Source organism: Massilia glaciei (assembly GCF_003011895.2).
Taxonomy (GTDB): Bacteria; Pseudomonadota; Gammaproteobacteria; order Burkholderiales; family Burkholderiaceae_D; genus Telluria_A; species Telluria_A glaciei.
In genome coordinates this window covers 1-24,598 of sequence record NZ_PXWF02000305.1, presented here as the reverse complement: position 1 = coordinate 24,598, position 24,598 = coordinate 1, and the positions used below count along the sequence as shown (strand labels likewise).

The following is a 24,598-nucleotide window of genomic DNA, read 5'->3' as shown; positions in this document are numbered from 1 at the left end:
GTGCGGCGCGCGCCGCCGCCGGCGCCGGGCGCTTCGCCATGAGCCCGGCGGCCGGCGCCGCGCACGCGCCGACCCACCATCAGCCGCCCGCGCAGACCTTGCTGTGCGTCGACGACGAGCCGAACATCCTGGCCGCGCTGCGCCGCCTGTTCCGCCCGCTCGGCTACCAGGTGCTGTGCGCCGACGGCGGCGCGGCCGGGCTGGCCCTGATGGAGCACGCGGCGGTCGACCTGGTCATCTCCGACATGCGCATGCCCGACATGGACGGCGCCGAGTTCCTCGAGCGCGCGCGCGCGCGCTGGCCCGACACGGTGCGCATGCTGCTGGCCGGCCACGCCGACGTCGGCACCATCCTGGCCGCGATCAACCGCGGCGAGATCTACCGCTACATCCCCAAGCCGTGGGACGACAACGACATCTTGCTGCTGGTGCGCCACGCGCTCGAGCGGCGCGCGCTCGAACGCGAAAAGCGCGCGCTCGAGCAGCTCGCGCACAGCCAGAACCAGGCGCTCAAGGCGCTCAACACCGCGCTCGAGGAGAAAGTGGCCGCGCGCACGCGCGAGCTCGAGCGCTCGCGCGACACGGTCGTGGCCGCCAACGAAAAACTCAAGAACAACTTCATCACGACCATCAAGATTTTCTCGAGCATCATCGAGCTGCGCGGCGACCGGCCGGCCGGGCACGCGCGCCGGGTGGCCGAGCTGGCGCGCCGGATCGCCGTCAAGATGGGGCTGGCGCCGCAGCAGACGCAGGAGGTGTTCATCGCCGCCCTGCTGCACGAGATCGGCAAGATCGGCTTGCCCGACGAGCTGCTGCGAGGGCCCGCCAACGCCCTCGGCGGCGAGCTGCTCGGCCTGTTCCGCAAGCACCCCGGGCGCGCGGCCCAGGCCCTGATGCCGCTCGACGAGCTGCGCGGCGTGGCCGCCATCCTGCGCGCGCAGATGGAGCGCTTCGACGGCGCCGGCTTTCCCGACGGCCTGGCCGGCCAGGCCATCCCGCTGGGCGCGCGCATCCTCGCGCTGGCCTCGGACTACGACAATTTGCAGCTCGGCGCGCTGGTGCGGCGGCGCATGGCGCCCGGGGACGCTCGCCAGCTGGTCTGCGACAGCGCCGGCAAGCGCTACGACCCGGCGGTGGTGGCGGCGTTTTGCGCCCTGGCCGACGCCGGCCCGGCCGGGCCGGTGCGCGACGTCGCGCTGCTGTCGCGCGCGCTGGCGCCGGGCATGGTGCTGTCGCGCGATCTACTCAGCGGCGACGGCGTGATGCTGCTCTCGTGCGAGCATGTGCTCGACGGCGCGCTGATCCGCCAGGTGCAGGAGTTCGAAACCAAGCACGAGCAGCGCCTGCAGGTGTGGGTGTGGCAGCCCAGGCCCGCATGAGCGGCCGGCGCAACGTGACAAACAAGGGGTGAGGCGATGCGAAGAATACTGCTGCTCGACGACGAGATCTATGTCTTGAACGCGCTGGTGCGCGCCATGCGCCAGCACCTTCCGATCGACGACCTGCGCATCGAAACGTTCACCAACCCGTTCGAGGCGCTCAAACGCTGTTGCGAATGCAATTTCGATATCGCGATCTCGGACTACCGCATGCCGCAGATGAACGGCGCCGAATTCCTGCACGCGCTCGAGGACATCGCGCCGACCACGGTGCGCATCTGCCTGTCGGCCTCGACCGAATTCGAAACCGTCGCCAGCGCCGTCAACGACGCCCACGTCTGGCGCTACATCCCCAAGCCGTGGCAGGCCGACGAACTGGCGCGCTGCGTCGCCGAGGCCCTGCTGTTCCGCGACCTCGGGGTCGAGGAGCTGCGGCTGGCCGACCAGCAGCGCCTGCTCGACGCCCGGCCCACGCCGCAGGAACTCGAGGCGCAATGGCTCGAGGCGGACGAGCCCGGGCTGCTCAAGGTCAAGTGGGGGCCGAACGGCGAGATATTGCTTTGACCCGTGCCTCGACCCGTGCCTCGACCCGTTTCTCGACCCGTGCCTCGACCCGTGCCCGCGAAAAACGCGCCTTGAAATAGGATCCGTCGAAAACGCGTCGTGAAAGGCGCGCTGTGGAAAACCTGTGGCGCGCCTACTGCCACTGGCCGTAATAGGCCTGCTCCGGCGCCCGTTCCGGCGCGTCGTGCCAATCGCGCGGATCGACCCGGTAGTACTTGAGGAACTCCCCGAACAGGGCGCCGTGGCGCTCGGCGAGCTGGTGCGGCTTTTCAAAAAACGTCTCGGTGGCGACGGCGAAGAATTCGGCCGGGTTGGTCGCGCCATAGTGGTCGAGCACGCTCTCCTGGCGGAACATCGCATCGGCCTGCAGGTCGGCGAAGTCGCGCGAGAGCACCTCGGCCCAATTGCGGTAGAGCGATGGGCTGCCCAGATAGGGCGCGCCGTTGTTGCTGCCCGACTCGCTGTCGAGCTGGTGCGCGAATTCGTGCAGCACCACGTTCTGGCCGTCGGTGAAGTCGCGCGCGCCGCGCCGCACATGGTCCCACGACAGCACCACGCGGCCGTCGCCCCAGGATTCGCCGAGCAAATCCTGGCGCCCATCGGTGACCACGCCGGCGGCGTCGATGTGGGGGCGCGGCACCAGGAACGCGGTCGGATACACCAGCACCGCGTGCAGCGCCGGATAGACTTTGGACGGCCGGTTGAGCAACAACAGGCAGGCCTGGCCGGCGATGGTCAGGCGCATCTCGTCGGTGACTTCGAGGCCGGCGCAGCCGACGAACTTTTTCTGGTGCAGGAACTGCTTGACGAGGCCGTTCAACTGCGCGCGCAAGGCCGGCTCCAGCCTGCCGTACACGGGAATGTTACGCGCCAGCAGTGCCAGCGCCTCCGGCGCGAGCGGGAGCGACAGCGCGCGCCGCAGCCGCCAGCGCGGCAGCAGCAACGCCGCCGCACCCAGCGCCAGAAACGAACCCAACAGCAACGCCTCCATCAGACGGCCCGGCCGGGGTGAGGGATCGACCTTGCCATGCCCGCCTCAGGCGGCCGCTTTGTCGGCGAACCAGGCGTCGAGCGCATCGGCATTGCCGATCAACTTGCCGCCGATGAAGACCTGGGGCCAGGTCGACTTGCCCGACACCGCGCGCAGCACGCTCGAATTGATGCGCTGGTCCTGCGTGATCTCGGTGAAGCAGATGCCGTGCGCCTTGAGCGCGGCCTTTGCGCGGGCGCAATGGGGGCAGCCCGGCTTGGAGAACACGACGACCGGATCGGGGATGACCGCGTTCGGGTTAATGTAGCGCAGCATGGTTTCGGCGTCGGACACCTCGAACGGGTCGCCCTCGCGCTCGGGCTCGATGAAGATCTTTTCGACGACGCCGTCCTTGACGAGCATCGAATAGCGCCACGAGCGCTGGCCGAAGCCGATGTCGCGCTTGTCGACGAGCATGCCCATGCCCTGGCTGAAGTCGCCGTTGCCGTCGGGGATGACGGTGATGTTCTCGGCGTCCTGGCCGACCTTCCATTCGTTCATGACGAAGGCGTCGTTGACCGAGATGCAGATGATCTCGTCGACGCCGTTTTGCTTGAACACGGGCGCGAGCTCGTTATAGCGCGGCAGATGGGTCGACGAGCAGGTCGGGGTGTAGGCGCCGGGCAGCGAGAACACGACCACGGTCTTTCCTTTGAACAACTCGTCGCTCGTGATGTCTTTCCACTGGTCGTTCGGGCGTGCCTTGAATGTGACCTTCGGTACTGGTTTACCCTCAAGCGATTGCGCGGTCGGTAGCATGGCGTTTCCTTCTCTGGTTGGTGTGGGGCTGGCGGGGCGCCTTGAAGGCGAACAAAGCGCAAGCGAACAAGCGGCAACTCCCCTTCGTTCACAGGCAAATGGGGTTACTTGCGCTTATTTCAATTGGCTTATTCGGATCATAGCCCGGGAACAGCGTGGGGCGGCGCTGCCAGGCATCGGCGGCGCCAAGCATCAGCGACGCCAGGCGGCATCGCAGCCGGGCGTGCAGGCGTGTCAAACCCCGGCGCTTGGCCCTCGGGCGAGCCGGCGTGCCGGCGTGCCGGCGTGAAAACGCCCGCCAGCATCGCTATCGGGCGATCGTGGCGGGCATATCTATGGCATGGCGAGGATGGCGCGGCCATTTATGGCATGGCGCATCACGGGGAAGGCGCGGCGAAGGGATGATGCCGGACGGGATGATGCCGGACGTGTGGCCCGCCCGTGCCCGCAGACGGGCGGACGCGGCCGACTGCACCGGGCGCGCCCACCTAACACTTTCGTCATGCCGGGACGTCGAGCCTTTCGGTCCTTATGCCCATCGTGCCTTAGCGTTATTATCGCGTTATTATCGCGTTATTATCGCGTTACTAGCGCATTATTATCGCGTCCTTACCGCGTCCTTATCGCATCCATTATCGCGACCTTATCTCATCCCTTATCGCGCCCTTATCGCATCCCTTATCGCGTTCTTATCGCGTTCTTATCGCGTTCTTATCGCGTTCTTATCGCGTTCTTATTGCGTCCTTATGCGTCCTTGGCCGACGGTGCGGCACCGAACAGGGCGGCGACGAGCGGATCGCGCGCCACTGGGCTGCGGTTGACGCGGATGGCGTAGTGGGTGTCGTCGGCCAGGATGTGGAAATGACGGCCGGTGCCCGCCATGCTCTGCTCGCGCAGGCCGGGACGCTCCTTGCGCGGCGGCGCGCCTTCGCGCTTTGGCTGCACGATGGCGGCCAGGAATGCCTTGACGCGGTCGGGATCGGGCGATATCTGGTAGACCGCCTTGCCCAAATAGGTGGCGGTGCCCTCGATGTAGCGCGCCAGTTCGATCACGCCAGCTTCGCGCAGGTCGCGGATGTATTTGCGCGCCCCCGATGGCGAAAACTTGAGGAACCACGCGATTTCGTCGGCGAGCATTTCGTGGGTTGACAACTCGCCGATCAGCTTTTGCATGTTTTCGATGCGGCGCTGGGTGGCGGAGGTCGAGCGCACGCGCTCGATCGGGGCCATCGAGATCGGGGCCCGCTCGGCCGGCTGGGGCGCGACGCGTTCGACCAGAGTCGTGTTGCTGTTGGCGCCTTGCGCCGTATTCTTGTGGTGTGTCGTTGCTTGCATGTTGAGTGCTCCATTAAAGAGAGAGTCATTCGTCCGGATCGCTGTGTAACTTTTGACAGCCTTAATAAACTGCAGGTTCCGTACAACTGGGCTTAAGATTGCCCGTGTCGTAGCGACCGGTCTGTGCGCCATCGAACGCTCAAGAAAAATTGACCCCGCGCAATGCGATCCCCCGATACCGTGGGGACCATTCGTCGAAAACGCCACAATTTGTGTAGCAAGCAACAAATTTATGCCCTGGGATGTTCCTGTGTGCGTTGCCGTACAGATCGGCCGTGTTTAGTTCCTTATGCTGGGTCTGTTCGCGCTAAATTGCGTGCGCAACGACAATCAGTAGCACCTTTGCTTGCCACCGGCACGCACAAACCCACTAAGGAACTTCAATATGAAAACAACTATCCTGGCAGCACTGCTGGCCGTCATCGGCCTGACCGCTTGCGAAAAAACCACCGTCAACCCGCCAGCGACGACCACCGTCGTGACCCCGGTTGAGACGGTCGCCGTTCCCGGCCCTGCCGGCGCACCCGGCGCCGATGGCGCCACAGGCACCGCAGGCACCGATGGCGCAACGGGCGCCACCGGCGCCACCGGCGCAACCGGCGACACCGTCATCGTGGTGCCAGAAAAAACCAACTAATAATCAACGCCGGACGTCCACCCTGCCAGGTGAACGTCTTTCGTTAGGCAAAAGACCGCCCGAAAAAGCGCCGCGTCGGACACACCATTCCGCCGTGGCGCTTTTTTACATTTCCACCCCCGCCGCGCCGCTTTTTTGTTCTTCCGCAAACGCGCGTCGCTTGCCGGGGCCGGCACGGCGCGCGCGTGCGTTGGCGCACATGCGATATTGAACCAGCACTTGTATTCTCCGGTCGAACAATCCGATAGCCCATCTTCTTAAACGTTCCTGGAGAGTAACCTGTGAAAAATACCAAAAAAATCGCCATGGCCGTCGCCATCCTCTGTTCCGCGGGGCCCATCCTGGCGCAAGACATCAACCCATCGTGGTACGTCCAGCCGAGCATCAGCGGCATGCACCCCGACGACGACTGGGGCCCCGACGAGAACGGCGCGGGCGTGGGCTTGCGCTTTGGCCGCGCGCTCACGCCAAGGGTCGACATCCAGGTCGGCGCCAGCCACGCGCGCGTCACCGACGGCCCGCAACGGTACCGCCAGACGCTGCTCGGGGTCGACGGGCTGTTCTTGTTCTCGCGCAACAGATTCCGCCCCTTCATCCTGCTCGGCATCGGCGCCGAGCGCGACAACGTGCGCAACGGCCCGGTGACCGTGTCCGAGGTCTCGCCGTACGTCGCCGCCGGCGTCGGTTTCCAGCTCGACCTCAACAAAAGCTGGGCGCTGCAGGCCGACATCCGCAATGTGCACGGGCGCATCGACAACGTGAGCACCTTCGGCTTCGACCGCCCCAACAACCAATACCTGACGATCGGCTTCAACTACACCTTCAACCAGCCCGCGCCGCCGCCACCGCCGCCGCCGGAGCCGGCGGACACCGTGATCGTGCCGGTGCCACCGCCGCCACCACCGCCACCGCCGCAGCCGGGCTTCGAAAAGGTCACGCTGTCGGCCACCGAGCTGTTCGCCTTCAACAGCGCCAACCTGACTTCGCCCCAGCCGCGGCTCGACGAGATCGCCGCCGCCCTCCAGGCCGACCCGAGCATCTCCGACGTCACGATCACCGGCTACGCGGACCGGCTCGGCGCCGAGCAGTACAACCAGCAGTTGTCCGAAAAACGCGCCATGGCGGTGCGCGACTACCTGGTCAACAAGGGCGTCGACGGTTCGCGCCTGCAAGCCGTCGGGCGCGGCGAATCCAATCCCGTGGTCGTCTGCAACCAAAGGAGCCGCGCCGAGCTGATCAAGTGCCTCGAACCGAACCGCCGGGTCGAGGTCGAGCAGATTACAATTGAGCGGCGCGTCCAGTAAGCCGGCCGACGGGGCGCCGCGCGGCGCCCCGCAAGCCGACAGGCGGGGGCCGGGCGACGGTCCCTTTTTTGAGAGTTGCCGATGGAAGAGCATCAATGGAATCCGTTTTCGCGCAAGTTGCTGCACGTGCTCAAGTGCGCCGCGACCCAATGGATCGACCACCGCGACGGCAGCAAGGGCGCCGCGCTCGCGTTCTACACCCTGTTTTCGATCGCCCCCATCCTGGTGCTGGTGATCGCGGTGGCCGGCTTTTTTTACGGCACCGAGGCCGCCCAGGGCGGTTTGCTCGAGCAGTTGCGCGGACTAGTCGGCCCGCAGGGCGCCGAGGCGATCCAACTGGTGCTGGCCGGCGCGAGCAACGAGAAGACCGGCCTGATGGCCACCGTCATCGCGACCGCGTTGCTGCTGTTCGGCGCCACGACCGTGTTCGCCGAACTGAAAATGAGCCTCGACGATATCTGGGGCATGCCCGCGCCGCCCGAGGCGAACTGGTGGGACGTGATCCGCACCCGCCTGCTCTCGTTCGGCGTGGTGCTGGTGCTCGCTTTCCTGCTCATGGTCTCGCTGGTCGTGAGCGCCGCGCTCGGCGTGTTCGAAAACTTCGTCAGCGGCTTGTGGAAGGACGCGACCGTGCTGCTGTCGTGGGTGGCCTCGGCGATCAGTTTCGGCGTGATCGCGGTGCTGTTCGGGGTGATCTACAAGTTGCTGCCCCGCGTCAGGCTGGCATGGCGCGACGTCATCGTCGGCGCCCTGGGCACGGCGGCCCTGTTCACGGTCGGCAAGTTCGCGATCGGCCTGTACATCGGCAACAGCGGCGTGGCGAGCAGCTTCGGCGCGGCCGGATCGCTGATCGCCCTGCTCCTGTGGGTTTACTACTCGGCCCAGATATTCTTCCTCGGCGCCGAATTCGCGCGCCAGTACGCGATGCAGATGGGCAGCTTGCGCAACACCGAACATGCGAAGCCGGCCGAGGCGGTGCTCAAATAATATCTGCGAAATGGTGCCGATACGCGTGGTGTGAATAGGCGTGGTTTGGATGCGTGGTTTTAACGCGGGTTATATGGACGCGGGGTTTTAACACGGGTGGTATGGACGCGTGGTTTGGAACGCTGGGTTTGAACCCGTGGTTTGAACCCGTGGTTTGAACCCGTGGTTTGAACCCGTGGTTTGAACCCGTGGTTTGAACCCGTCGTTTGAACCCGTCGTTTGAAATAGCGCGGTTTCAATACGCTTGGTTTGCTTGCGCGCGCCGGCGGCCCTGGCGCGATGCGCGCACCAAGGCACGCGGGGCGGGACGCGGTTTGACCAGGGCGGCTTCGGCCCTCCTCCGCCTTAGGCCGGCGGCGCGCCTGCTCGCGGCGGGCCTATTCCCCGAGCAGCTCGGCGACCACTTCCATGCCCTCGACGCGCTCGGCGACGACCTTGAGCACGACCACCAGCGGCACGCCGAGCAACAAGCCCCACATGCCCCACAGCCAGCCCCAGAACAGCAGGCTCACGAACACGGCGGCCGGGTTCATGCGGGCGATGCGCCCCGTCATCCAGGTCGCGATGAAGGTGCCTACCACGGTCGCGATCGCGAGCGAGGCGCCGGCCACAAGCACCACCATCTGCAGCGACTCGAACTGCATGAAGGCGACCAGGCCGGTCGCCGAGGTGATCAGGAGCGGCCCGAAATACGGCATGATGTGCATCAGCCCGGCGAATATCGCCCAGGCGCCAGCGTTCTGCAGGCCGATCGCCGTGAGCGCGATCCACATCATCAACGCCAGCAACAGGTTGGTGACGAGCAGCATGAACATATAGCGCTGGATCGACGTGTTGATGTCGTCGAGGATGTGGACCGTGATTTTTTTCTTGCTCAGCGAAGGCCCCGTCAGCTTGACGAGCTTGCGCTTGAAGGTGTCGCCCGCCAGCAGCAGGAAGAACACGAGGAACACCACCATGGTCGCCTGCGTGACGAAGGTGATCAGGCCCATCGAGCCGACCAGCACCCAATCCATGACCTTGAAACTGCTCGCGCCCGGGGCGTCGACGGGCGGCTTATTGCGCGCGGCGCGGCGCGGGTCCGGCAGCGCGCCCGCGTTCGCGGTCGCCTGTTCGATCTCGGCGGCGGCCTTCTGCACCTGCTGGATCGTGCTCGGCTGTCCGCCCGAGGCCTTGCCCAGCATGCGCGTCACCTTCTGGGTGATCGTCGGCAACTCGTCGATGATGTTGAAGAATTCGCCCTGCACCCGGTGCATCACGCCCGCGCCGAGCACCAGGATGGCCACCGTCACCAGGGTCGCGCCATAGGCGCGCTTGACATGCCAGCGTTCGAGCCAGGAGACGACCGGATTGAGCGTGTAGGCGATGAAGATGCCGAGCAACAGCGGCACCAGAAATTTTTGCGACCATTGCAGCGCGTACAGAAAGACGACAGTGGCAATGATGCCGAGCGCTATGCCGCGCGCGTTGACGTGGATCGGGAAGCGCAGCAGCTGCGCGGGCAACCCGGTGTTGGGGTCGATGCCGTCGGCGCCGTCGGCGCCTCCGCCGGCCGCGACCGGCTCGTCCAAGATGGGGCCGTCGGGCGGGGCCGGCGCGGCCCCGGGGATGGCGGGCACAACTTTGGTATCGGCGAGCTGCATGGTGTTCTTTATAAAAATATGGCCGGCCATGCCGGCCGGCCAGGAAAAAGGCGGATGCGGCCGCCTATTTTACTTTACACGGATGTCGTTCTTGACCGAAGTCACGCCTTTGATGCCGCGTGCGATGGTGCCGGCCAGGCTGGCGTCGGCGGCGTCGCGCACGAAGCCCGACAGCTGGACCACGCCCTTGAAGGTTTCGACGTTGATTTCGGTCGCCTTGAGCGATGGCTGGTTGAAGATCGAAGCCTTCACCTTGGCGGTGATGACGGTGTCGTCGATGTACTCGCCGGTGCCTTCGCGGGTATCGGTGGCGGCGCAACCGCCCAGGGTGCCCAGCAGCGAGGCGGCGAACAGCATGGTGGCGAGGCGTTGTGATGTTTTCATGGTAAAACTCCTTAGTGGTCTAACAATGTGGTCAACCGGATCGGTCGATCAGGTGCGCAAGATGCGCTGCTACATGGTGAAGCGGTAAACAGGGGGACTACTGACTAAACTGCGCTTTCGCAGCCGATACACAATTATCTTTTTGCACGCCCGAGAAGGCGTCGCACCGTTCCTTCGCGACCGCGTAGTCGGCGTCGCGTTTGTCGTCGCGGGCGTTGGCGCGCGCCTCGATCGCCTTCTTGTCGGCCTTGGCATCGGCGTGGGCGGCGATCAACGTCGCCTTAGCCTGCTTGACACAGACGTCGCGCTCGTTGCCGGCCAGGGCCGCGCACTTGACCTTGTCAAGCTCGAAGGTGGCCGAGGCGATCCGCAGCCGCGACGTGGTGTAGGCCTTCAAGGTGTTCTTGTAGAAGGCGGTCGCCTCCTCGTCGGCGCGCACGCGCTGCGCCTTGGCCTCGGCCTCGCAGACCGCGTTCGGGTTGCCGGCAAGCGATTTGCAGCGGGCCCGCGCCAGCGCATACTCGGCCGCCGCGGCGTCCCGGGCCTGGTGGTACGCGGCCTTCGCCGCCGGCGTGGCGGCAGCCAGGCTTTGGCTGGCGCCCAACACGCCGGCGGCGCCGAAAAGGATGGCAATCAGGATTTTCATGTGCGGGTGTTCCTATTAGCAGTGCTTGCGACAGACATAGTTTTACGTGGAAACATTGTGTCGATCTGTACGCTGACGAACATCCGTTTGGGTTTCCGACAAAAAGCGCCTCTAAAGGCGCGATTGCACAGCTTTCCGGCTTCCTGCGTTGTTGTTCCTCCTATCAGAATGCGGCCCGCGTCGCCACGCCTGGCCAGAAAGCCGGGAAAACGCACACTGGCGCCTGTCCAACCGGGGAATCAAAAATTATTTTCGGCAATCACGATCACTTGAGCAATTGTGCGGCAGCGCACAGACCCAAAAAATGTTGCTGATTATCCTGAAGTCACACTTTGCTAGGAGAACAACATGAAATCGACCCACACCATCGCCGCACTGATCATCGCTAGCACCGCAGTCCTGAGTGGTTGCGCCAGCAATTCCACGGACCCGTACAACAACGGCGCCTACAACTCGCCCGTGTCGAGCTCGATGGGCTACGGCACCATCGATTCGATCCAGGTCACGCGCGGCCCCGGCCAGACCAGCGGCGCCGGCGCCATCGTCGGCGGCATGGTCGGCGCCCTCGCGGGGCACCAGGTCGGCGGCGGTGACGGCAAGAAAATCGCCACCGCCGTCGGCGCGGTCGGCGGGGCGCTGGTCGGCAACCAGATCGAAGCGAACCGCAATGGCGGCGGCCGCGACATGTACCAGATCGGCATCCGCCTCGAGAACGGCGACTACCGCACCATCGTGCAGGACAGCGTGTACGACCTGCGCATCGGCAACCGCGTGCGCGTCGTCGACGGCCGCGTCTACCGCTATTGATCGCCGGCCAACGCGAGGCCAACGCCAGGCCAATGCCTGACCGCGCGCGCCTTTGCGCGCGCACCAACGAACCGCCATAATCCGCCGGCGCCCGCAAAGCGCCGGCGGCCAGGTTTTTTCCACTGAACGCCGTTCAGCTGGACCATCACTAAGGAGCTCCCCATGGGAACCATTCTGCTTGTTATCCTCATTCTTGCGCTGATCGGCGTCCTTCCAACCTGGAACCACAGCCGCAAATGGGGCTACGGGCCGACCGGCATCACCACGGTGCTCGTGATCGTCCTGATCGTATTGCTGCTGACCGGCCGCCTGTAATACGAAGCGGCAAAAAAAACCCATCGACACTGTCAGTGCCGATGGGTTTTTTTATTGCCGCGCGCTTTTATCGGGTCAAGGAGGCCGCCGGGCTTGGGTAGCCCGGTTAGGACAGCCCGGCCGCCTCGACCTCGGGCAGTTCGTGCACCACCACGGCCGTGTCCTCGCTGACCTCGGCGAGCCAGCCCGCATGCCCGAGCGCGCGCAGCGCGTGGCGGTAGCCCTGGTCCCAGCGCCACTCGATCGAGCCCTTGGAGAAATTGACGTCCTTGGCCGCCATGTGCCAGTCGTGCCCGGTGTAGGCCAGGCGCACGATGTGCAGGGTGCTGTCGCAGCCGAGCGCGGCGAGCGCGGCCGCGTCGTCGGGCGTGCGCGCCGACGCCGGCAGGCGCGCGTGCAGCTCGCGCAGCTTGCGCTGCAGTTCGTGGGTGCTCACGTAGTCGGCGATGTGGCGCTTCGAGCGCGAGGCGAACATCACGTCTTTCTGGCGCGTCTGCACCTCGTCGAGCGTGGCCGGGGCGTGGCCCTGGGCGCTCCAGAGGTCTACCATGAAGCACAGCGTGTCGCCCGGAGGCAATTCTTTGAGCACCGACTCGAGCGGGGTGTTGGAATACAGGCCGCCGTCCCAGTACAGGTCCTCGCCCACGCGCGTGGCGGCGAACGCCGGCGGCAGGCTGCAACTGGCGCGCACATGGTCGGCGCACAGGTCGCCGGCCAGGCTGTCGAAGTGGGCCAGTTCGCCGGTGCACACATTGACCGCGTTGACCGTCAGGCGCATGCCGCCGGGCGCGTTGAGGTAGTCGAAGTCGACCAGTTGCTCGAGCGTGTCGCGCAGCGGCAAGGTGTCGTAGAACGAGGCCTGCTCGGGCGCGACGGGCAGGCCCATCGCGAAGCCGCTGAACCAGCGCGGCAGGAAGAAGCCGGGAATGCCGCGCACGAAGCTGTCGAGCGTGTTGAGCCAGATGTTGGCGCGGCGCTGGCGGTCGCCCACCGTTGCCATGTCGAGCGCGTCGTGGTGGGCGGTCAGGTCCCAGAAGGCCTTGACGCGCTGCAGGCGGTTGGCCTTCTCGTTGCCGGCGATCAGGGCCGCGTTGACGGCGCCGATCGAGGTGCCGACGATCCAGTCGGGCACCAGGTCGTGTTCGTGCAACGCCTGGTAGACGCCGGCCTGGTAGGCGCCGAGCGCGCCGCCGCCTTGCAGCACGAGCACGATGCGCAGCTTGCGCGGGTTGAGCTTGTTGTCGGTGTTGATTTCGGGAGTGCTGTCGGACTGCATACGGATCCTGCGAACGGCGCGCCCGCCCGGGGCGATGCGCGACAAAAAATGGAAAAAAAATGGCAACAAGCAAAAATGGAGACGGATAAAAAAAGACGGCGCCGAATCAGAGATTGCGACGCCGCTCAAGCCCCACCATAAAAATGCCCTTCAGGACCGACCGGTACACGGCCCTCGGCGGGCCGGCGTTCGGTGCGCCGCTTCGGACGGCGCGTGCATGCCGCCTGGCATGCGGGTCAGTACGTGTATGCCGCCCGCGCGCGCCGGCGCTGCAAGTACCAGGCCAAGCCGGCGGCAACGGCGACCAAGCCGATGGCCGGCTTGATCAGCCGGCGGCGCGAGATGAAGCCCATGATCGTCGCCGCGTACGGCATGATCGCGGCCACACTCATGCCGGTCGGGGCGAGCAGGCCGTCGAGGCGCGAGCGCACCGCGTGGGTCGCGTGCTCGAACGCGGCATGCATGATCGCCTCGGGGCGCGACTCGTTGCGCAGGTGGGCGCGCGAATGCACGATGCCTACGCGGTAGAGTTCGCCCTGGCGCAACAGCTTGGCCTTGCGCTCGGCGAGCGCGGCCTCCTTGTCGTTCGGTTTTGTCAGATTGTGTTGCATACCCAGCTCCTGTGCGCTTGACCGCTTGTTGTCCGCCTGTTGTCCGCCGATTGGCCGCCTATTGGCCGCCTGTCGGCCGCCTGTCGGCGCCCCTCAGAGCAGCATTTCGCGGTCGTTTTTAAGTTCGTTCATGGTTTCGGGCAGGCGCAGCTTGCCTTCCTTGAGCATGGACACGGCCTTGAGCAACAGCCCGACCGTGAGGACGAGGAACACCAGGAACATGATCATGAGGATCCGCCAGCCCATGGACTCCCAGGCCAGCGCGACGATCATGACGGTGCCGTAGGCGAGCGCGAACCACGCCGACAGGATGGCCAGCGCGGCCACGGCCATCAAGGCCATGGCGTGGTTGCGCGCCTCGGACAATTCGAGTGCGGCCAGCTCCATGCGCGACAATACAAGCCCGAAGACGTTTTTGGCCAGGCCGGTGACGCCGACTATGAGGCCGGGCCCCGGGCCGTGCACCGCTGCAGTCGTTTTGTCCATGGTATCTCCGAAGACGGTTACTTGCGGCCCAGGATGACGCCGACCAACAGGCCGACGCCGGCGGCGGCCGCGATGGTGCGCCATGGGTTGTCCTTAACATAGACATCGGCCGTGTGCGCCAGTTCCTTGCCCTTGACGATGGCTTGACCCTGCACCACGTGGGCCTTGTCGAGCGCCGTGTCGAGCATGGCCATGCCGCGCGCGCGCATGTCGTCGGCCTTTTCGCCCGTCAGGGCGGCGGCGGCGGTGAGCAGCGACTGGGCGTCGCGCACCAGGGTTTTGACGTCGGTCTGGACCGCGGTGATGCTGCCGTTGAGCTCGCTGGTGCTGGTGGAACCGTTGCCGGTGAAGTGGGTGGTTTCGTGCATGGTGGACTCCCTAAAGTAAGTAATTGAGTGAAGCAGGCAGCTGGTTGCTACATACCGGGTGCTACAGAGTTTAAGCGGGCCCGCCCGCGGCCCGCTGTCTTTCAACAATCGTGCGCCATGCTATGGCACGCGATCGACCGCGCGGACGCGTCGCGCCCGCGGCGCCGGTCAGCGCGGCGGAATCGGCTGGCCCGGGTTCGAGAGCACGATTTCGACGCGGCGGTTCAACTGGCGCCCGCCGTCGTTGTCGTTGCCGGCAACCGGATGCGCCTCGCCGTAGCCGCGCATGGCGATGCGCTCGCGCGCCACGCTCATCGACAACAGGGCGTCGCGCACGGCCGCTGCGCGGCGCTCGGACAAATCGAGGTTGGCGGCGTCGGAGCCGACGCTGTCGGTGAAGCCCTCGACCAGCACGCTGCGGTCGGTGTTCTGGTTGAGCACGTCGGCCAGCTTGCGCACATTGTTCATGCCGCCCTGGGTCAGCGTCGACTTGCCGGTGGCAAACAGAACGTCGCCGATCGTGACGATCATGCCGCGTTCGGTCTTCTTCGCCTGCAGGTCGGCCATCTGGGCTTCGAGCGCGGCGGTGCGCGCCTGCGCCTCGCGCGCCATGGCCTCGGCGGCCGCGGTCTGGCGCTGGGCGTCGGCGGTTTGCGCCTGGGCGTTGGCGGCGGCCAGGCGCGCGCGCTCGGCTTCGGCGGTGCGCGCCTCGAGGCGGATCTGGTCGCGCTGGGCGCCGGCACCGGCGATCTCGGCCTCGGCCGCCTTGCGGCTCGCCACTTCCTGGGCGATCGCGATCTTTTGCTTGGCCAGGTAGGCCAGCTTGTCGATCTGCTCGAGGCTGTCGCGGCGGGCCGAGGCGGCGTTGGCCGCCTCGAGGGCGTCGCTCGCCTGCTTGAATTCAAGCGGGGCGTAGGTCGACACGCGCGTGTTGTTGTTGGCCATGACGAAGTCGCTGCGCGCCTGGTCGAGCAGGGTGGTCGTTGGCGGCGTCGAGCTGCAGGCGGCGAGCAGGATGACGGCGGAAAAGATGGCCGATTTCAAAAATGGATTTTTCATGGTGTTTTCCTTGGTGTTGGCGTTGTCGTTTCGGGCGCGGCGCGGGCGCCGGCGCTGCCGGCCCCGCAAGGGGGCCGGACATGGATTATTGCGGGCGGTTGGCGCGCTCGACTTCGACGCGCAGCAGGCGCAGGTCGGCGTTGAGGGCATCGGCAGCGGCGTTGGCCTTGGCCGAGGTCGACTTGCTTTGCGCCAGCTTGGCGTCGACTTCGGCCTGGGCCGACAGTTCGCGCGCCAGCGCATAGTCCTTCGCCGCCAGCGCCTGGTTGGCGCGCATCATCTTTTCGCGCGCCGCCATCAGCTCCATCGGGGCGAGGTCGGCGGCGCCGGCGCTGACCGCGTTGGCGACGGCGCTGTTGGAGACGGCCACGTCGGCCGAGGCCGGCGCTTTTTGCGGGCTCGAACATGCCGCCAAGGTCAGCACGACCGAGCCGCACAGTGCCTTGATCAATTGTTTGTTGAATTCTGTAGTCATGTTTATTTCCCCATTTAAGTGTTAAGTGACAATACCTTTATAGGCTGAAATTTTGTCCCGCTCGGTTCGCTGACGCACATAGGCAAACTAATCATTCTTTCCCGCGGCCACTATGTTCGGCAGCGAACGTATACCGTTGCCGCTTTGCGCTAAGCTCGGCCCAAACGAACCCATATAGATAGAAAGACCTCCATGGACCAGACCGAAGCGCCGGCCCCAGCGCCGGCCCCAGCGCCCGCGCCCGCGCCCGCCCCGCCGCGCAAACCGCTGTCGCGCCGCGCCAAGATCTTGCTGGGCGCGGCCGGCGTGGCCGTGGCCGTGCCGGCCGTCGCGCTGGTGGTGTTGCTCACCTACGACTGGAACAAGGCGCGCCCCTGGCTCAATGCCAAGACGAGCGAGGCGATCGGCCGCCCGTTCACGATCGCCGGCCCGCTGACGCTGACCTGGGACAAGACCGCGCTGCCCGCCGTGCCCGGCGAAACGGGCTGGCGCGACGCGATCCCGTGGCCGCACCTCGTGGCGCGCGATGTGCACGTGGGCAATCCGGACGGCATGGGGGCCGGCGACATGGCCAGCGTCAGACAGTTCTCGTTCTCGCTCAACCCGTTCAGCCTGCTCAACAAACGCATTTCGATCCCGCAACTGCGGTTCGAGGCGCCCGTGGTCGCGCTGCGGCGGCGCGCCGACGGCAGCAACAACTGGACCTTCAAGCCGGCCAACAAGGATTCGCCCTGGCGGCTCGAGCTCGAACAGGTGGTCTTCACCAAGGGCGTGGTGCACCTGAAGGACGCGATCAAGAAGGCCGACATCACCGCCCGGCTCGACACGCTGAGCGGCGACAAGACCTACGGCGTGGGCTGGACCGCGCGCGGCACCTACAACGGCGCGCCCATGAGCGGCAGCGGCAAGGCCGGCGCCGTGCTCTCGCTCAAGCAGCAAACCGCGCCCTTCCCGCTGCAGGCCGACGTGCGCATGGGCGGCACCCGGATCGGGATCGAGGGCACGCTGACCAAGCCGACCGCGCTCGCCGCGCTCGACATGCAGCTCAGGCTGAGCGGCGCCAGCATGGCCCACCTGTACCCGCTGACCGGGCTGCTGCTGCCCGAGACCCCGCCCTACCGCACCGAGGGCCGGCTGCTCGCGCAGCTCACGCCGGGCAAGCAGCGCTGGATCTACCAGCAATTCAAGGGCAAGGTCGGCGGCAGCGACATCGGCGGCAAACTGAGTTTCGAGTCGGGCAAGCCGCGCGGGCGCCTCAGCGGCGAGGTGGTCTCGAACCTGCTCCAGTTCCGCGACCTCGGCCCGCTCGTCGGCGCCGACTCGAACGCGAAAAAGGCCAAGCGCGGGGCGGCCCCGGTGCAACCGGGCGGCAAGCTGCTGCCGGTCGAAAAGTTCCGCACCGAGCGCTGGAGCGCGATGGACGTCGACGTCAAGTTCGCGGCCGCGCGCATCGTGCGCGAGAAGCAATTGCCGATCAAAAAACTGTCGACCCATTTGCGGCTCATCGACGGCGTGATGACGCTCGCGCCGCTGCGCTTCGACATGGCCGGCGGCACCCTGGTGTCGAACATCGAACTCGACGGCAGCGGGCGCCAGGGCAAGAACGCGATCAAGGCCAAGGCCAAGGTCTCGGCGCGCCGGCTCGAACTCAAGCAGATGTTCCCGACCATCGACAAGCTGCAGGCCACGGTCGGCAAGATCAACGGCGACGCCCAGTTGTCGGCGGTGGGCAATTCGGTGGCCTCGCTGCTGGCCGGCGCCAACGGCGAGATCAAGGCCACGGTCAGCCAGGGCACGGTGAGCAAGCTGCTGCTCGAGCAGGCCGGGCTCAACATCGGCAACGTGGTGCTCACCAAGATGTTCGGCGACCGCCCCGTCAAGCTCAATTGCCTGGTCACCGACTTCGACGTGCGCGACGGCGTCATGCGAACGCGCGTGTTCGTGGTCGACACCGAGGAGGCGCTGATCACGGCCGACGGCACCATCAACCTGGCCACCGAGCGGCTCGACCTGACGCTGCGGCCCGAGACGCGCAACATCCGCATCTTCTCGCTGCGCGCGCCGCTGTATGTGCGCGGCCCGTTCAGCGCGCCCACGGTCAAGGTCGACAAGGGCGTGCTGGCGATGAAGGCCGGCGGCGCCGTGGCGCTGGCCGCGCTGGCCGCCCCGCTGGCGGCCCTGCTGCCCCTGGTGAACACGGGCCCGGGCCAGGAGAGCAACTGCGGCAAGATGCTGGCCGAGGCCAAGGTCAAGCCGGTCGCGCCGGCGCCGGGCAAACGCGCCAGGCGCTAGGAGCCTGGCGGACTTAGGGAGTCGAAGCGAAACGGTCGAGGCAAAAAAACGCTGGACGAGGACAGATTTTGGCGATTTCGCAGTGCCAAAAGCGAGCTATTGGCCGAGAAAGCGGCGAAATATGGACCGTCCAGCACTTTTTGCAGCCGACGATCCTAAGTCCGACAGGCTCCTAGGACGCTGTCGGATTCGGGAAGCTCGGGACCTGGGATCGCCGGCCGGCCGCCCCTAGCCCGGCGGCCTCCCTGGCCGGCCAATGCCACGGAAATGCAACTTTGGCAAACTGTGTGCGCTTCCGTACAGACCCATGAGCTAGGCGGACCCTACTATTGGTTCATCGGTGCGGGAAATGCCCCGCGCCGCAAGCACTGCACAAGCATGAGCAACACCCACCTACCCTCGAGGAAAACCACAATGAAAAACGTGAAAATCGTTTCGACCCTGATCGCCGCCCTGATGCTGACCACCCTGGTCGGTTGCGCCGCCACCGACAAGCGCGAAAGCACCGGCGAATACGTCGAGGACTCGCTGATCACGACCGCCGTCAAGGCCGCAATCCTGGGCGAGCCAACGCTCAAGGTCGCCGAGATCAACGTCGAAACCTTCAAAGGCGTCGTGCAGCTGAGCGGCTTCGTCAAGGCGCCGGAAAGCATCGCCACCGCCTCGACCGTGGCGCGCGGCGTCAAGGGCGTCAAATCGGTCAAGAACGACCTGCGCCTGAAGTAAGCGTCCCGCCCCGCCCATGCGGCGGGGTACGGCAAAGTGCCCCGCTGGCCGGGGCATTTTGCCGTCCGCGGCGCGCTGCCGCGGGCGTGGGCGGCGCGCGTGGGCGGCGGGCGTGAAAGAATCGGCAGTTGCGTTCGTGCTTGAGGGATCGAGGGGGGAGTGGCGCGCCGCCGGCTGCGCGCCGGCGGTTGCGAAGGGGATTAGACGAAGGCGGTGGCGAGCGCGTCCTCGCCCGCCTCCTTGACGATCTCGTAGCACTTGCACGAGGCGGCGGCGAGGCCGGGCACGTCGAGGATCTCGATGTTGCCGCGGCTGTAGATGATCAGGCCCTGCTGCTGCAGCGCGCTGGCCGCCTTGGTCACGCCGACGCGGCGCACGCCGAGCGCGTGGGCCAGGAATTCGTGCGTGAGGTGGAACTTGTCGGATTGCAGGCGGTCGCGCGTGACGAGCAGCGAGCGCGCCAGCCGTGCCTCGAGCACATGGAAGCGGCTGCACACGGCGATCTGGATCGCCTGCGCGAGCAGACAGTCGGTGTAGCGGTACAACACGCGCTGGAGCGCCGGGTTGCGCGTGAACTCGTTGCGGAACTGGGCGCTGCCGATGCGGCTGGCGCGCCCGGGGCGCTGGACCACGGCCCTGACCTGGGCCATCTGGTGGCCCAGCGCGACGGTGGCGCCGAGCACGCCCTCGCGCCCGACCAGCCCGACCTCGAGCGTCATGCGCCCCTCCGCCACGGCCAGCAGCGAAATCAGGCTGTCGTGCGGGAAATAAATATACGGCATCGCATCGGTCGGTTCGCACAGCACGGCGCCGATGTCGAGCTGCACCGGCTCGAGCAGCTCGGTCAGATGGGCAAGCTCGCTCGCCGGCAGGGCGGCCAGCAGGCGGTTGCCCTCGTGCTGCGCCAGCGCGGCGGGAGGGACGGCGACATTGTTCATCGGTGCCTTCCGTGGGGGGCGCGCATGGCGGCGCGGAATGGGGGGCGAAGTTGGGGCATGGGAAGTGACCAATGGTTTAGATACGCACGCAAAGCGGTGCGCACCGATAAGGCAGCGTAGCGGCAATAAAGGCCAAAGTATGTACGGTGACGCACGGAAGCCCGGCCTGCGCACGGGGACAATGCCCCCATCGGACCACTGCTGAGCAAGCAGTCCGCGGGCGGCGCTTGCGCGCGCCCAAAAACAACGCACAACAAAACCCGCGCAGCAATCAAAAACAATTCAAACCAAAAGGAATAGCCATGAACACCACCAGCACGCAGTCCCACCGCGCCGCCCCGCATCCCCTGATGATCGCCGCCGCGATCGCCGTCCTGATCTTTTGCCTGGTCGGCACCGCCGCGATCATGGGCTGGCTGCCCTCCTCCAAGGGCAACAACGGCGGCGAACTGACCGCCGCCGACCGCGGCGCGCTGGCCAGCGACAGCCGCCAGTTGCAGCAGCCGCAACAACAGTTGCTGGCCCAGAACACGCAAGCGCCCCACCAGGCGCAGCCGCAGCCGCGATACGAGGAGGCGCCGCGCACCCAGTACGCGCCAAAGCCCGCGCCCAAGCCGGCCAAGCCGCTGCGCAACACGCCGGTCCAGCTGGCCGCGGCCGAGCCGGTCCGCAACAGCTGCCGCAACTGCGGCAATATCGAATCGATCCGCGCGATCAAAACGCGGGCCCAGGGCAGCGGGGTCGGCGCGGTCGGCGGCGCCCTGCTCGGCGGCCTGCTGGGCAACCAGGTCGGCGGCGGCAGCGGCAAGAAGGTGGCCACGGTCGCCGGCGTGGTCGGTGGCGCCATGATCGGCAACCAGGTCGAAGGCAACATGAAGGCGACCACGCGCTATGAAATCCGGGTCCGCCTCGACGACGGCAGCTCGCGCACCTTCAACCAGGACGCCGCCCCCGCATGGGGCGACGGCGACCGCGTGCGCATCGTCGACGGCGCGATCCGCTCGCTGCGCTAAGGCGCCCGCGGCCCGCGCCGCCCCCCCCAAAACGCCGTGTGGAAATTTTCCAACGGCGTTTTTTTCATTTAATCAATGTGCGGCAGCGAACGGTCTTACCGTCGAGCCCGGGTCAAAATGGTCTCACGCTCAAGTCAGGGCGGGACACAAACCACAAGGAACACCATGAACAGCCAAGCCTGGATCGGCATCATCATTTGGGGACTCTTCGTCACGGGATTCGGCCTGAGCACGGCCGCGGGCGCCACGGCGACCTCGCAATTGCAGGCACAGGACGTGGTGTTCCTGATTGCGGGCGGGATGGTGTCGATCTTGATCGGCAGCGTCGGCCTGATCGGTTTCATGGGTTGGATTCCCGGCCTGCGCGACACAAAAAATAAATCTGAGCAATGTACGTCAGCGTACAGAACCTCGGGCAGCAACGAAGCATACTGAACTTATCAACTTGCCCCCAAGTTTCCATAAAATCCAATAAAAGGACATCCATCATGCTTTATACAATCGCCGTCGTACTCCTCATCCTGTGGCTGCTCGGGATGGTCACCTCGTTCACCGTCGGTGGCTTCATCCACATCCTGATCGTGGTCGCGGTCATCATGGTTCTGGTGCGCCTGATCAGCGGCAGAGGCATCTAGCAGCCTGTCGCAGCGTCCCGTGCGCGGCGGCCCAGAAATATTTATAATTAACTTATACTTAGATTCCAGACCGATCCCTTTCGCGGTCATGCCGGCCCACCCGGGTGACGGCGAAACGGATCACTCAACAACACTTTTAGGAGTTTCTCATGCATAAAAACATCACCAAATCCATCATCGGCGCCGTCGTCCTGGCGTTCGCGGCAACCGGTTGCGCCGACATGTCGGCCACCCAACGCGGCACCGCCACCGGCGCCGGCATCGGCGCCGGCCTGGGCGCCATCCTGGGCGGCACCACCAGCGGTGGTGGCGGCGAGCGCACCACCAAGGGCGCGGTCATCGGCGGCGCCGCCGGCGCGCTGATCGGCAACATCTGGTCCAAGCGCATGGAAAAGCAAAAGCAGGAAATGGAAATGGCAACGCGCGGCACCGGCGTCCAAGTCTCCCAGACCCAGGACAACCGCCTCAAGCTTGAGATCCCTAGCGACGTGTCGTTCGACACCAACCGTTCGGACATCAAGGCGAACTTCCGTCCCGTGCTCGAGCGTTTCGCCAACACGCTGCAAGACAATCCTGCCACCACCGTGACCATCGTCGGCCACACCGACAGCACCGGCAGCGATTCGATCAACCAGCCGCTGTCGATCGACCGCGCCGCCAACACCCGCGACTACCTCGCCATGCGCGGCGTCTCGCCCAACCGCATCATGATCGACGGCCGCGGTTCGCGCGACCCGATCGCCTCGAACGAAGACAACAGCGGCCGCGCGCGCAATCGCCGCGTCGAGATCTACGTCGCCGAGCGCGGCAACCAGGGCTAATCACCGGCCCGCCACCGCGCGCCCCGGCGCGCGGTTTGCCAAATGCCACGACCGCAGCGATGCGGCCGTGGCTTTTTGCATTCGGGAACACCGCGTTTCGCGCCTTCGGCCGAGGCGGCAGATTGAAAGCCGCGCGAACCAGCGGCGTTGACCTACGGCCACTCAATTCCACTATCGGGGTCAGGCGCCGGGTCAGACCCCGATAGCGCGCCGATGGCGCGATTGCGCAACCATTGCGCTACTGCCCTTCCATGAAGGCGAAGTAGCGGTCGCGCGCCAGCGTGGCCACCGGGCCGACCGCCAGCGTCCGCTGCTCGTAGCGCACGCACGGCATGACCTTGCCGTAGTTGCCGGTGTTGAAGATCTCGACCGCGGTCTCGAGCTCGGCCGGCGCGACCGCGCGCTGCTCGACCTGCACCCCGGCCTCGGCCAGCAAGCCGATCACCCGCGCGCGCGTGATGCCGGCCAGGAAGGTGCCGTTGGGCACCGGCGTCACGACCGCGCCCCCGGGCGTGACCAGGAACAGGTTCGAGGACGCGAATTCGGCGACCCTGCCTTCGCCGTCGAGCATGACGGGGTTGTCGAACCCGCGCGCCTTGGCCTCGCGCAGCGCGCGCGTCGAGTTGGCGTACAGCGCCGAGGCCTTGGCGTCGGTCGGCGCCATGCTCGCGTCGGGCCGGCGGAATTCCGACAGGCAGGCCGAGAAGCCCGCGAACGAGGGCAGCGGCGCGTCGAACAGGGTCAGCGCGAAGCCGCTGTGCCCGGGCTCGGGGATCAGGAAGCCCTCGGCGCCGAACACCAGCGGGCGCACGTAGAGTTCGGCGTCGGCCGGAAACCGCGCCACCCCCTCGCGCACCAGCGCCGCCATCTCGGCCGCCGTCAGCGGGCAGCGCAAACCGAGCCTGTCGGCCGAGACGATCACCCGTTCGAGGTGCAGCTGCAGGTCGGGCAGGTGGCCGCGCACCGCGCGCGCGCCGTCGAACACCGACGAGCCGAGCCAGACGCTGTGGTCCATGGCGCCGAACAGCGCGACGTTGCCCTCGGCCCACTGCCCTTTGAAGTATGTCAGATACATTGTCCGTCCTCTGTGATGGTTGCCCCGCAAGTTTAACCGAAACGCGGCGCGCGCCGCCGCCGGTAATAACTTGTCGTTTTACAACTACTCAATGCCGGCTCTGTTCGCCACCGCACAAAGTTCCGGGCGGTGCCGGGCGTACACTCAGGCATTCATTATTGCCGCCCTAGAAACGCCCATGCTTTCCATTTTAAAACGCATCGACCCCGACAGCGAACGCATCGACCTCCTCGTCGAACTGGTCGAGCGCCTGCGTCCGCCGCGCACGCGGGTGCGCAGCGGCGCCATCGGGCAGGTGCGCGTGCTCACCGCGCTGCTCGGCGCCAACCCGGCGCTGGCGCTGGCGCTGCGCCGCCACCTGACCACGCTGCTCGTGGCGCGCCGCCACGCCAGCGTCTACACCGACACCGGGATCTTCTCGAACGACGGCTTCGTCACCGAGCTCAAGACGCGCATCGCCTACCGCTTCCTGCCGCCGGCGCTCGGCGACGTCTACCTGAGCGACGCCATCGACCAGGTGCTGTACCAGACCTGGGACTACCGCTGGATCCGGGCCGTGCCGGGCGCCGACTGGCTCGCCCTGTTCGACGTGCTGGCCGCGGCCGCGGCGCCGGCCGGCGCGCGCGGCGACGCGCGCCGCTCGGTCACGCTGGGCATGCTCAAGGCGATCCGCACATTGTCGTGCCGCATCGGCGCGCTCGGGCTCGAGCCGCGCCTGGTGCGCAGCGACCCGCGCATGGAGGACGCCGAATCGCCGTTCCTGATGCAAAACATCGAGACCTACGCCTACCTCGACGCCTACACGCGCATGCTCGAGCGCGGCGACGGCGCGCCCGAGGCCGCGCGCCACCTGCTCGTCATGCTCGACCAGTGCGACGCGGTCGTGGGCAAGGTGCGCAAGACCGCGCGCAGTCAGGGCACCACCGTGGCCCTGACCTATCTGTTGCTCGCCATCACGCAAAGCGTGGAGCGCATGCGCAAGCTGCTGTTCCTGGTCGATGTCAGCGGCGCCGCGCCGCCGGCGCCCCCGGCC

28 protein-coding genes are annotated in these 24,598 nt (G+C 66.3%); 14 read left to right on the top strand and 14 right to left on the bottom strand.

Annotated elements, in window-relative coordinates; translation table 11 throughout:
- Window positions 1-1,379, top strand: a 1,379-nt coding sequence (gene nosR, locus C7C56_RS23725; RefSeq protein WP_370660238.1) for a response regulator c-di-GMP phosphodiesterase, NosR family, incomplete at its 5' end; no start/stop codon positions are given.
- A 36-nt stretch (window positions 1,380-1,415) separates the two neighbouring features.
- On the top strand, window positions 1,416-1,943 hold the full coding sequence (locus tag C7C56_RS23720; protein ID WP_106759824.1) for a response regulator: 528 nt from the start codon (window positions 1,416-1,418) through the stop codon (window positions 1,941-1,943).
- Window positions 1,944-2,076: 133 nt separating this feature from the next.
- Here C7C56_RS23720 and C7C56_RS23715 read toward each other — a convergent pair whose 3' ends face one another.
- The 3 genes from C7C56_RS23715 to C7C56_RS23705 form a co-directional block, all read right to left on the bottom strand.
- Window positions 2,077-2,934 carry a M90 family metallopeptidase gene (locus tag C7C56_RS23715; RefSeq protein WP_106759823.1) on the bottom strand — a complete coding sequence of 286 codons (858 nt, stop codon included), beginning with the start codon at window positions 2,932-2,934 and terminating at the stop codon, window positions 2,077-2,079.
- Between the two features lie 45 nt (window positions 2,935-2,979).
- On the bottom strand, window positions 2,980-3,732 hold the full coding sequence (locus C7C56_RS23710; RefSeq protein WP_106759822.1) for a glutathione peroxidase: 753 nt from the start codon (window positions 3,730-3,732) through the stop codon (window positions 2,980-2,982).
- A 744-nt stretch (window positions 3,733-4,476) separates the two neighbouring features.
- Window positions 4,477-5,067 carry a winged helix-turn-helix domain-containing protein gene (locus tag C7C56_RS23705; protein WP_106759821.1) on the bottom strand — a complete coding sequence of 197 codons (591 nt, stop codon included), beginning with the start codon at window positions 5,065-5,067 and terminating at the stop codon, window positions 4,477-4,479.
- A 385-nt stretch (window positions 5,068-5,452) separates the two neighbouring features.
- Here C7C56_RS23705 and C7C56_RS23700 point away from each other — a divergent pair, with 385 nt between their 5' ends.
- From C7C56_RS23700 to C7C56_RS23690, 3 genes are all read left to right on the top strand, one after another.
- Entirely contained in the window at window positions 5,453-5,704 is a 252-nt protein-coding gene (locus tag C7C56_RS23700) for a hypothetical protein (protein ID WP_106759820.1), read from the top strand.
- A 281-nt stretch (window positions 5,705-5,985) separates the two neighbouring features.
- Window positions 5,986-7,008 carry an OmpA family protein gene (locus tag C7C56_RS23695; RefSeq protein WP_106759819.1) on the top strand — a complete coding sequence of 341 codons (1,023 nt, stop codon included), beginning with the start codon at window positions 5,986-5,988 and terminating at the stop codon, window positions 7,006-7,008.
- A gap of 81 nt (window positions 7,009-7,089) precedes the next feature.
- Window positions 7,090-7,995 (top strand): YihY/virulence factor BrkB family protein, encoded by a 906-nt coding sequence (locus C7C56_RS23690; RefSeq protein ID WP_106759818.1) that lies wholly within the window; start codon window positions 7,090-7,092, stop codon window positions 7,993-7,995.
- A gap of 377 nt (window positions 7,996-8,372) precedes the next feature.
- Here the strand turns inward: C7C56_RS23690 and C7C56_RS23685 are convergent, their stop codons facing one another.
- The 3 genes from C7C56_RS23685 to C7C56_RS23675 form a co-directional block, all read right to left on the bottom strand.
- Window positions 8,373-9,638 (bottom strand): AI-2E family transporter, encoded by a 1,266-nt coding sequence (locus C7C56_RS23685; RefSeq protein ID WP_106759830.1) that lies wholly within the window; start codon window positions 9,636-9,638, stop codon window positions 8,373-8,375.
- 69 nt (window positions 9,639-9,707) lie between these two features.
- Window positions 9,708-10,022: a BON domain-containing protein gene (locus C7C56_RS23680; RefSeq protein ID WP_106759817.1), complete on the bottom strand. Its 315-nt coding sequence runs from the start codon at window positions 10,020-10,022 to the stop codon at window positions 9,708-9,710.
- Between the two features lie 97 nt (window positions 10,023-10,119).
- Complete coding sequence (locus tag C7C56_RS23675) at window positions 10,120-10,668, bottom strand: hypothetical protein (RefSeq protein WP_106759816.1); 549 nt, start codon at window positions 10,666-10,668, stop codon at window positions 10,120-10,122.
- Window positions 10,669-11,016: 348 nt separating this feature from the next.
- Between C7C56_RS23675 and C7C56_RS23670 the strand changes: the two genes are divergently transcribed.
- Entirely contained in the window at window positions 11,017-11,475 is a 459-nt protein-coding gene (locus C7C56_RS23670) for an outer membrane lipoprotein (protein ID WP_106759815.1), read from the top strand.
- Window positions 11,476-11,637: 162 nt separating this feature from the next.
- On the top strand, window positions 11,638-11,790 hold the full coding sequence (locus tag C7C56_RS23665) for a DUF3309 family protein (RefSeq protein WP_106759814.1): 153 nt from the start codon (window positions 11,638-11,640) through the stop codon (window positions 11,788-11,790).
- A gap of 106 nt (window positions 11,791-11,896) precedes the next feature.
- On the opposite strand, the gene C7C56_RS23660 is transcribed toward C7C56_RS23665, so the two are convergent.
- The 6 genes from C7C56_RS23660 to C7C56_RS23635 all read right to left on the bottom strand — a co-directional run bounded on the left by C7C56_RS23660 (window position 11,897) and on the right by C7C56_RS23635 (window position 16,065).
- Window positions 11,897-13,066, bottom strand: coding sequence for a patatin-like phospholipase family protein (locus C7C56_RS23660; RefSeq protein WP_106759829.1), 1,170 nt, complete (start codon window positions 13,064-13,066; stop codon window positions 11,897-11,899).
- A 236-nt stretch (window positions 13,067-13,302) separates the two neighbouring features.
- Window positions 13,303-13,677: a hypothetical protein gene (locus C7C56_RS23655; RefSeq protein ID WP_106759813.1), complete on the bottom strand. Its 375-nt coding sequence runs from the start codon at window positions 13,675-13,677 to the stop codon at window positions 13,303-13,305.
- A 93-nt stretch (window positions 13,678-13,770) separates the two neighbouring features.
- A complete protein-coding gene (locus C7C56_RS23650; RefSeq protein WP_181373330.1) occupies window positions 13,771-14,163 on the bottom strand; it encodes a phage holin family protein in 393 nt (130 codons plus the stop codon).
- 17 nt (window positions 14,164-14,180) lie between these two features.
- Window positions 14,181-14,531, bottom strand: coding sequence for an ElaB/YgaM/YqjD family protein (locus tag C7C56_RS23645; protein WP_106759812.1), 351 nt, complete (start codon window positions 14,529-14,531; stop codon window positions 14,181-14,183).
- Window positions 14,532-14,699: 168 nt separating this feature from the next.
- Complete coding sequence (locus tag C7C56_RS23640) at window positions 14,700-15,590, bottom strand: OmpA family protein (protein ID WP_106759827.1); 891 nt, start codon at window positions 15,588-15,590, stop codon at window positions 14,700-14,702.
- 85 nt (window positions 15,591-15,675) lie between these two features.
- A complete protein-coding gene (locus C7C56_RS23635) occupies window positions 15,676-16,065 on the bottom strand; it encodes a DUF4398 domain-containing protein (RefSeq protein WP_106759811.1) in 390 nt (129 codons plus the stop codon).
- A gap of 192 nt (window positions 16,066-16,257) precedes the next feature.
- Here C7C56_RS23635 and C7C56_RS23630 point away from each other — a divergent pair, with 192 nt between their 5' ends.
- Together C7C56_RS23630 and C7C56_RS23625 are read left to right on the top strand one after the other, a co-directional pair.
- Window positions 16,258-18,357 (top strand): AsmA family protein, encoded by a 2,100-nt coding sequence (locus C7C56_RS23630; RefSeq protein WP_106759810.1) that lies wholly within the window; start codon window positions 16,258-16,260, stop codon window positions 18,355-18,357.
- A 414-nt stretch (window positions 18,358-18,771) separates the two neighbouring features.
- Complete coding sequence (locus C7C56_RS23625; protein WP_106759809.1) at window positions 18,772-19,083, top strand: BON domain-containing protein; 312 nt, start codon at window positions 18,772-18,774, stop codon at window positions 19,081-19,083.
- Between the two features lie 200 nt (window positions 19,084-19,283).
- On the opposite strand, the gene C7C56_RS23620 is transcribed toward C7C56_RS23625, so the two are convergent.
- Complete coding sequence (locus tag C7C56_RS23620; RefSeq protein WP_106759808.1) at window positions 19,284-20,021, bottom strand: Crp/Fnr family transcriptional regulator; 738 nt, start codon at window positions 20,019-20,021, stop codon at window positions 19,284-19,286.
- 302 nt (window positions 20,022-20,323) lie between these two features.
- On the opposite strand from C7C56_RS23620, the gene C7C56_RS23615 reads away from it, so the two are divergent.
- From C7C56_RS23615 to C7C56_RS23600, 4 genes are all read left to right on the top strand, one after another.
- The gene (locus tag C7C56_RS23615) at window positions 20,324-21,034 is read left to right on the top strand and encodes an outer membrane lipoprotein (protein ID WP_229458956.1); all 711 of its coding nucleotides are present in this window, start codon (window positions 20,324-20,326) and stop codon (window positions 21,032-21,034) included.
- A gap of 165 nt (window positions 21,035-21,199) precedes the next feature.
- Complete coding sequence (locus C7C56_RS23610) at window positions 21,200-21,469, top strand: hypothetical protein (RefSeq protein WP_106759807.1); 270 nt, start codon at window positions 21,200-21,202, stop codon at window positions 21,467-21,469.
- Between the two features lie 53 nt (window positions 21,470-21,522).
- Window positions 21,523-21,669 (top strand): lmo0937 family membrane protein, encoded by a 147-nt coding sequence (locus C7C56_RS23605; RefSeq protein ID WP_106759806.1) that lies wholly within the window; start codon window positions 21,523-21,525, stop codon window positions 21,667-21,669.
- A 149-nt stretch (window positions 21,670-21,818) separates the two neighbouring features.
- Window positions 21,819-22,490 carry a YiaD family glycine zipper/OmpA-like lipoprotein gene (locus C7C56_RS23600; protein WP_181373329.1) on the top strand — a complete coding sequence of 224 codons (672 nt, stop codon included), beginning with the start codon at window positions 21,819-21,821 and terminating at the stop codon, window positions 22,488-22,490.
- Between the two features lie 238 nt (window positions 22,491-22,728).
- On the opposite strand, the gene C7C56_RS23595 is transcribed toward C7C56_RS23600, so the two are convergent.
- Window positions 22,729-23,565 carry a branched-chain amino acid aminotransferase gene (locus C7C56_RS23595; protein WP_106759805.1) on the bottom strand — a complete coding sequence of 279 codons (837 nt, stop codon included), beginning with the start codon at window positions 23,563-23,565 and terminating at the stop codon, window positions 22,729-22,731.
- 178 nt (window positions 23,566-23,743) lie between these two features.
- Here C7C56_RS23595 and C7C56_RS23590 point away from each other — a divergent pair.
- On the top strand, window positions 23,744-24,598 hold an 855-nt coding region (locus C7C56_RS23590), incomplete at its 3' end, for a transporter-like protein (protein ID WP_219933216.1).

Bases quoted from the DNA above. Each gene is read 5' to 3' on its own strand.
- C7C56_RS23620 (WP_106759808.1), bottom strand. From the start codon at position 20,021: ATGAACAATGTCGCCGTCCCTCCCGCCGCGCTGGCGCAGCACGAGGGC.
- C7C56_RS23715 (WP_106759823.1), bottom strand. From the start codon at position 2,934: ATGGAGGCGTTGCTGTTGGGTTCGTTTCTGGCGCTGGGTGCGGCGGCG.
- C7C56_RS23660 (WP_106759829.1), bottom strand. From the start codon at position 13,066: ATGCAGTCCGACAGCACTCCCGAAATCAACACCGACAACAAGCTCAAC.
- C7C56_RS23610 (WP_106759807.1), top strand. From the start codon at position 21,200: ATGAACAGCCAAGCCTGGATCGGCATCATCATTTGGGGACTCTTCGTC.
- C7C56_RS23680 (WP_106759817.1), bottom strand. From the start codon at position 10,022: ATGAAAACATCACAACGCCTCGCCACCATGCTGTTCGCCGCCTCGCTG.
- C7C56_RS23640 (WP_106759827.1), bottom strand. From the start codon at position 15,590: ATGAAAAATCCATTTTTGAAATCGGCCATCTTTTCCGCCGTCATCCTG.
- C7C56_RS23625 (WP_106759809.1), top strand. From the start codon at position 18,772: ATGAAAAACGTGAAAATCGTTTCGACCCTGATCGCCGCCCTGATGCTG.
- C7C56_RS23720 (WP_106759824.1), top strand. From the start codon at position 1,416: ATGCGAAGAATACTGCTGCTCGACGACGAGATCTATGTCTTGAACGCG.
- C7C56_RS23605 (WP_106759806.1), top strand. From the start codon at position 21,523: ATGCTTTATACAATCGCCGTCGTACTCCTCATCCTGTGGCTGCTCGGG.
- C7C56_RS23615 (WP_229458956.1), top strand. From the start codon at position 20,324: ATGAACACCACCAGCACGCAGTCCCACCGCGCCGCCCCGCATCCCCTG.
- C7C56_RS23690 (WP_106759818.1), top strand. From the start codon at position 7,090: ATGGAAGAGCATCAATGGAATCCGTTTTCGCGCAAGTTGCTGCACGTG.
- C7C56_RS23630 (WP_106759810.1), top strand. From the start codon at position 16,258: ATGGACCAGACCGAAGCGCCGGCCCCAGCGCCGGCCCCAGCGCCCGCG.
- C7C56_RS23645 (WP_106759812.1), bottom strand. From the start codon at position 14,531: ATGCACGAAACCACCCACTTCACCGGCAACGGTTCCACCAGCACCAGC.
- C7C56_RS23635 (WP_106759811.1), bottom strand. From the start codon at position 16,065: ATGACTACAGAATTCAACAAACAATTGATCAAGGCACTGTGCGGCTCG.
- C7C56_RS23710 (WP_106759822.1), bottom strand. From the start codon at position 3,732: ATGCTACCGACCGCGCAATCGCTTGAGGGTAAACCAGTACCGAAGGTC.
- C7C56_RS23650 (WP_181373330.1), bottom strand. From the start codon at position 14,163: ATGGACAAAACGACTGCAGCGGTGCACGGCCCGGGGCCCGGCCTCATA.
- C7C56_RS23700 (WP_106759820.1), top strand. From the start codon at position 5,453: ATGAAAACAACTATCCTGGCAGCACTGCTGGCCGTCATCGGCCTGACC.
- C7C56_RS23670 (WP_106759815.1), top strand. From the start codon at position 11,017: ATGAAATCGACCCACACCATCGCCGCACTGATCATCGCTAGCACCGCA.
- C7C56_RS23665 (WP_106759814.1), top strand. From the start codon at position 11,638: ATGGGAACCATTCTGCTTGTTATCCTCATTCTTGCGCTGATCGGCGTC.
- C7C56_RS23655 (WP_106759813.1), bottom strand. From the start codon at position 13,677: ATGCAACACAATCTGACAAAACCGAACGACAAGGAGGCCGCGCTCGCC.
- C7C56_RS23705 (WP_106759821.1), bottom strand. From the start codon at position 5,067: ATGCAAGCAACGACACACCACAAGAATACGGCGCAAGGCGCCAACAGC.
- C7C56_RS23595 (WP_106759805.1), bottom strand. From the start codon at position 23,565: ATGTATCTGACATACTTCAAAGGGCAGTGGGCCGAGGGCAACGTCGCG.
- C7C56_RS23600 (WP_181373329.1), top strand. From the start codon at position 21,819: ATGCATAAAAACATCACCAAATCCATCATCGGCGCCGTCGTCCTGGCG.
- C7C56_RS23675 (WP_106759816.1), bottom strand. From the start codon at position 10,668: ATGAAAATCCTGATTGCCATCCTTTTCGGCGCCGCCGGCGTGTTGGGC.
- C7C56_RS23685 (WP_106759830.1), bottom strand. From the start codon at position 9,638: ATGCAGCTCGCCGATACCAAAGTTGTGCCCGCCATCCCCGGGGCCGCG.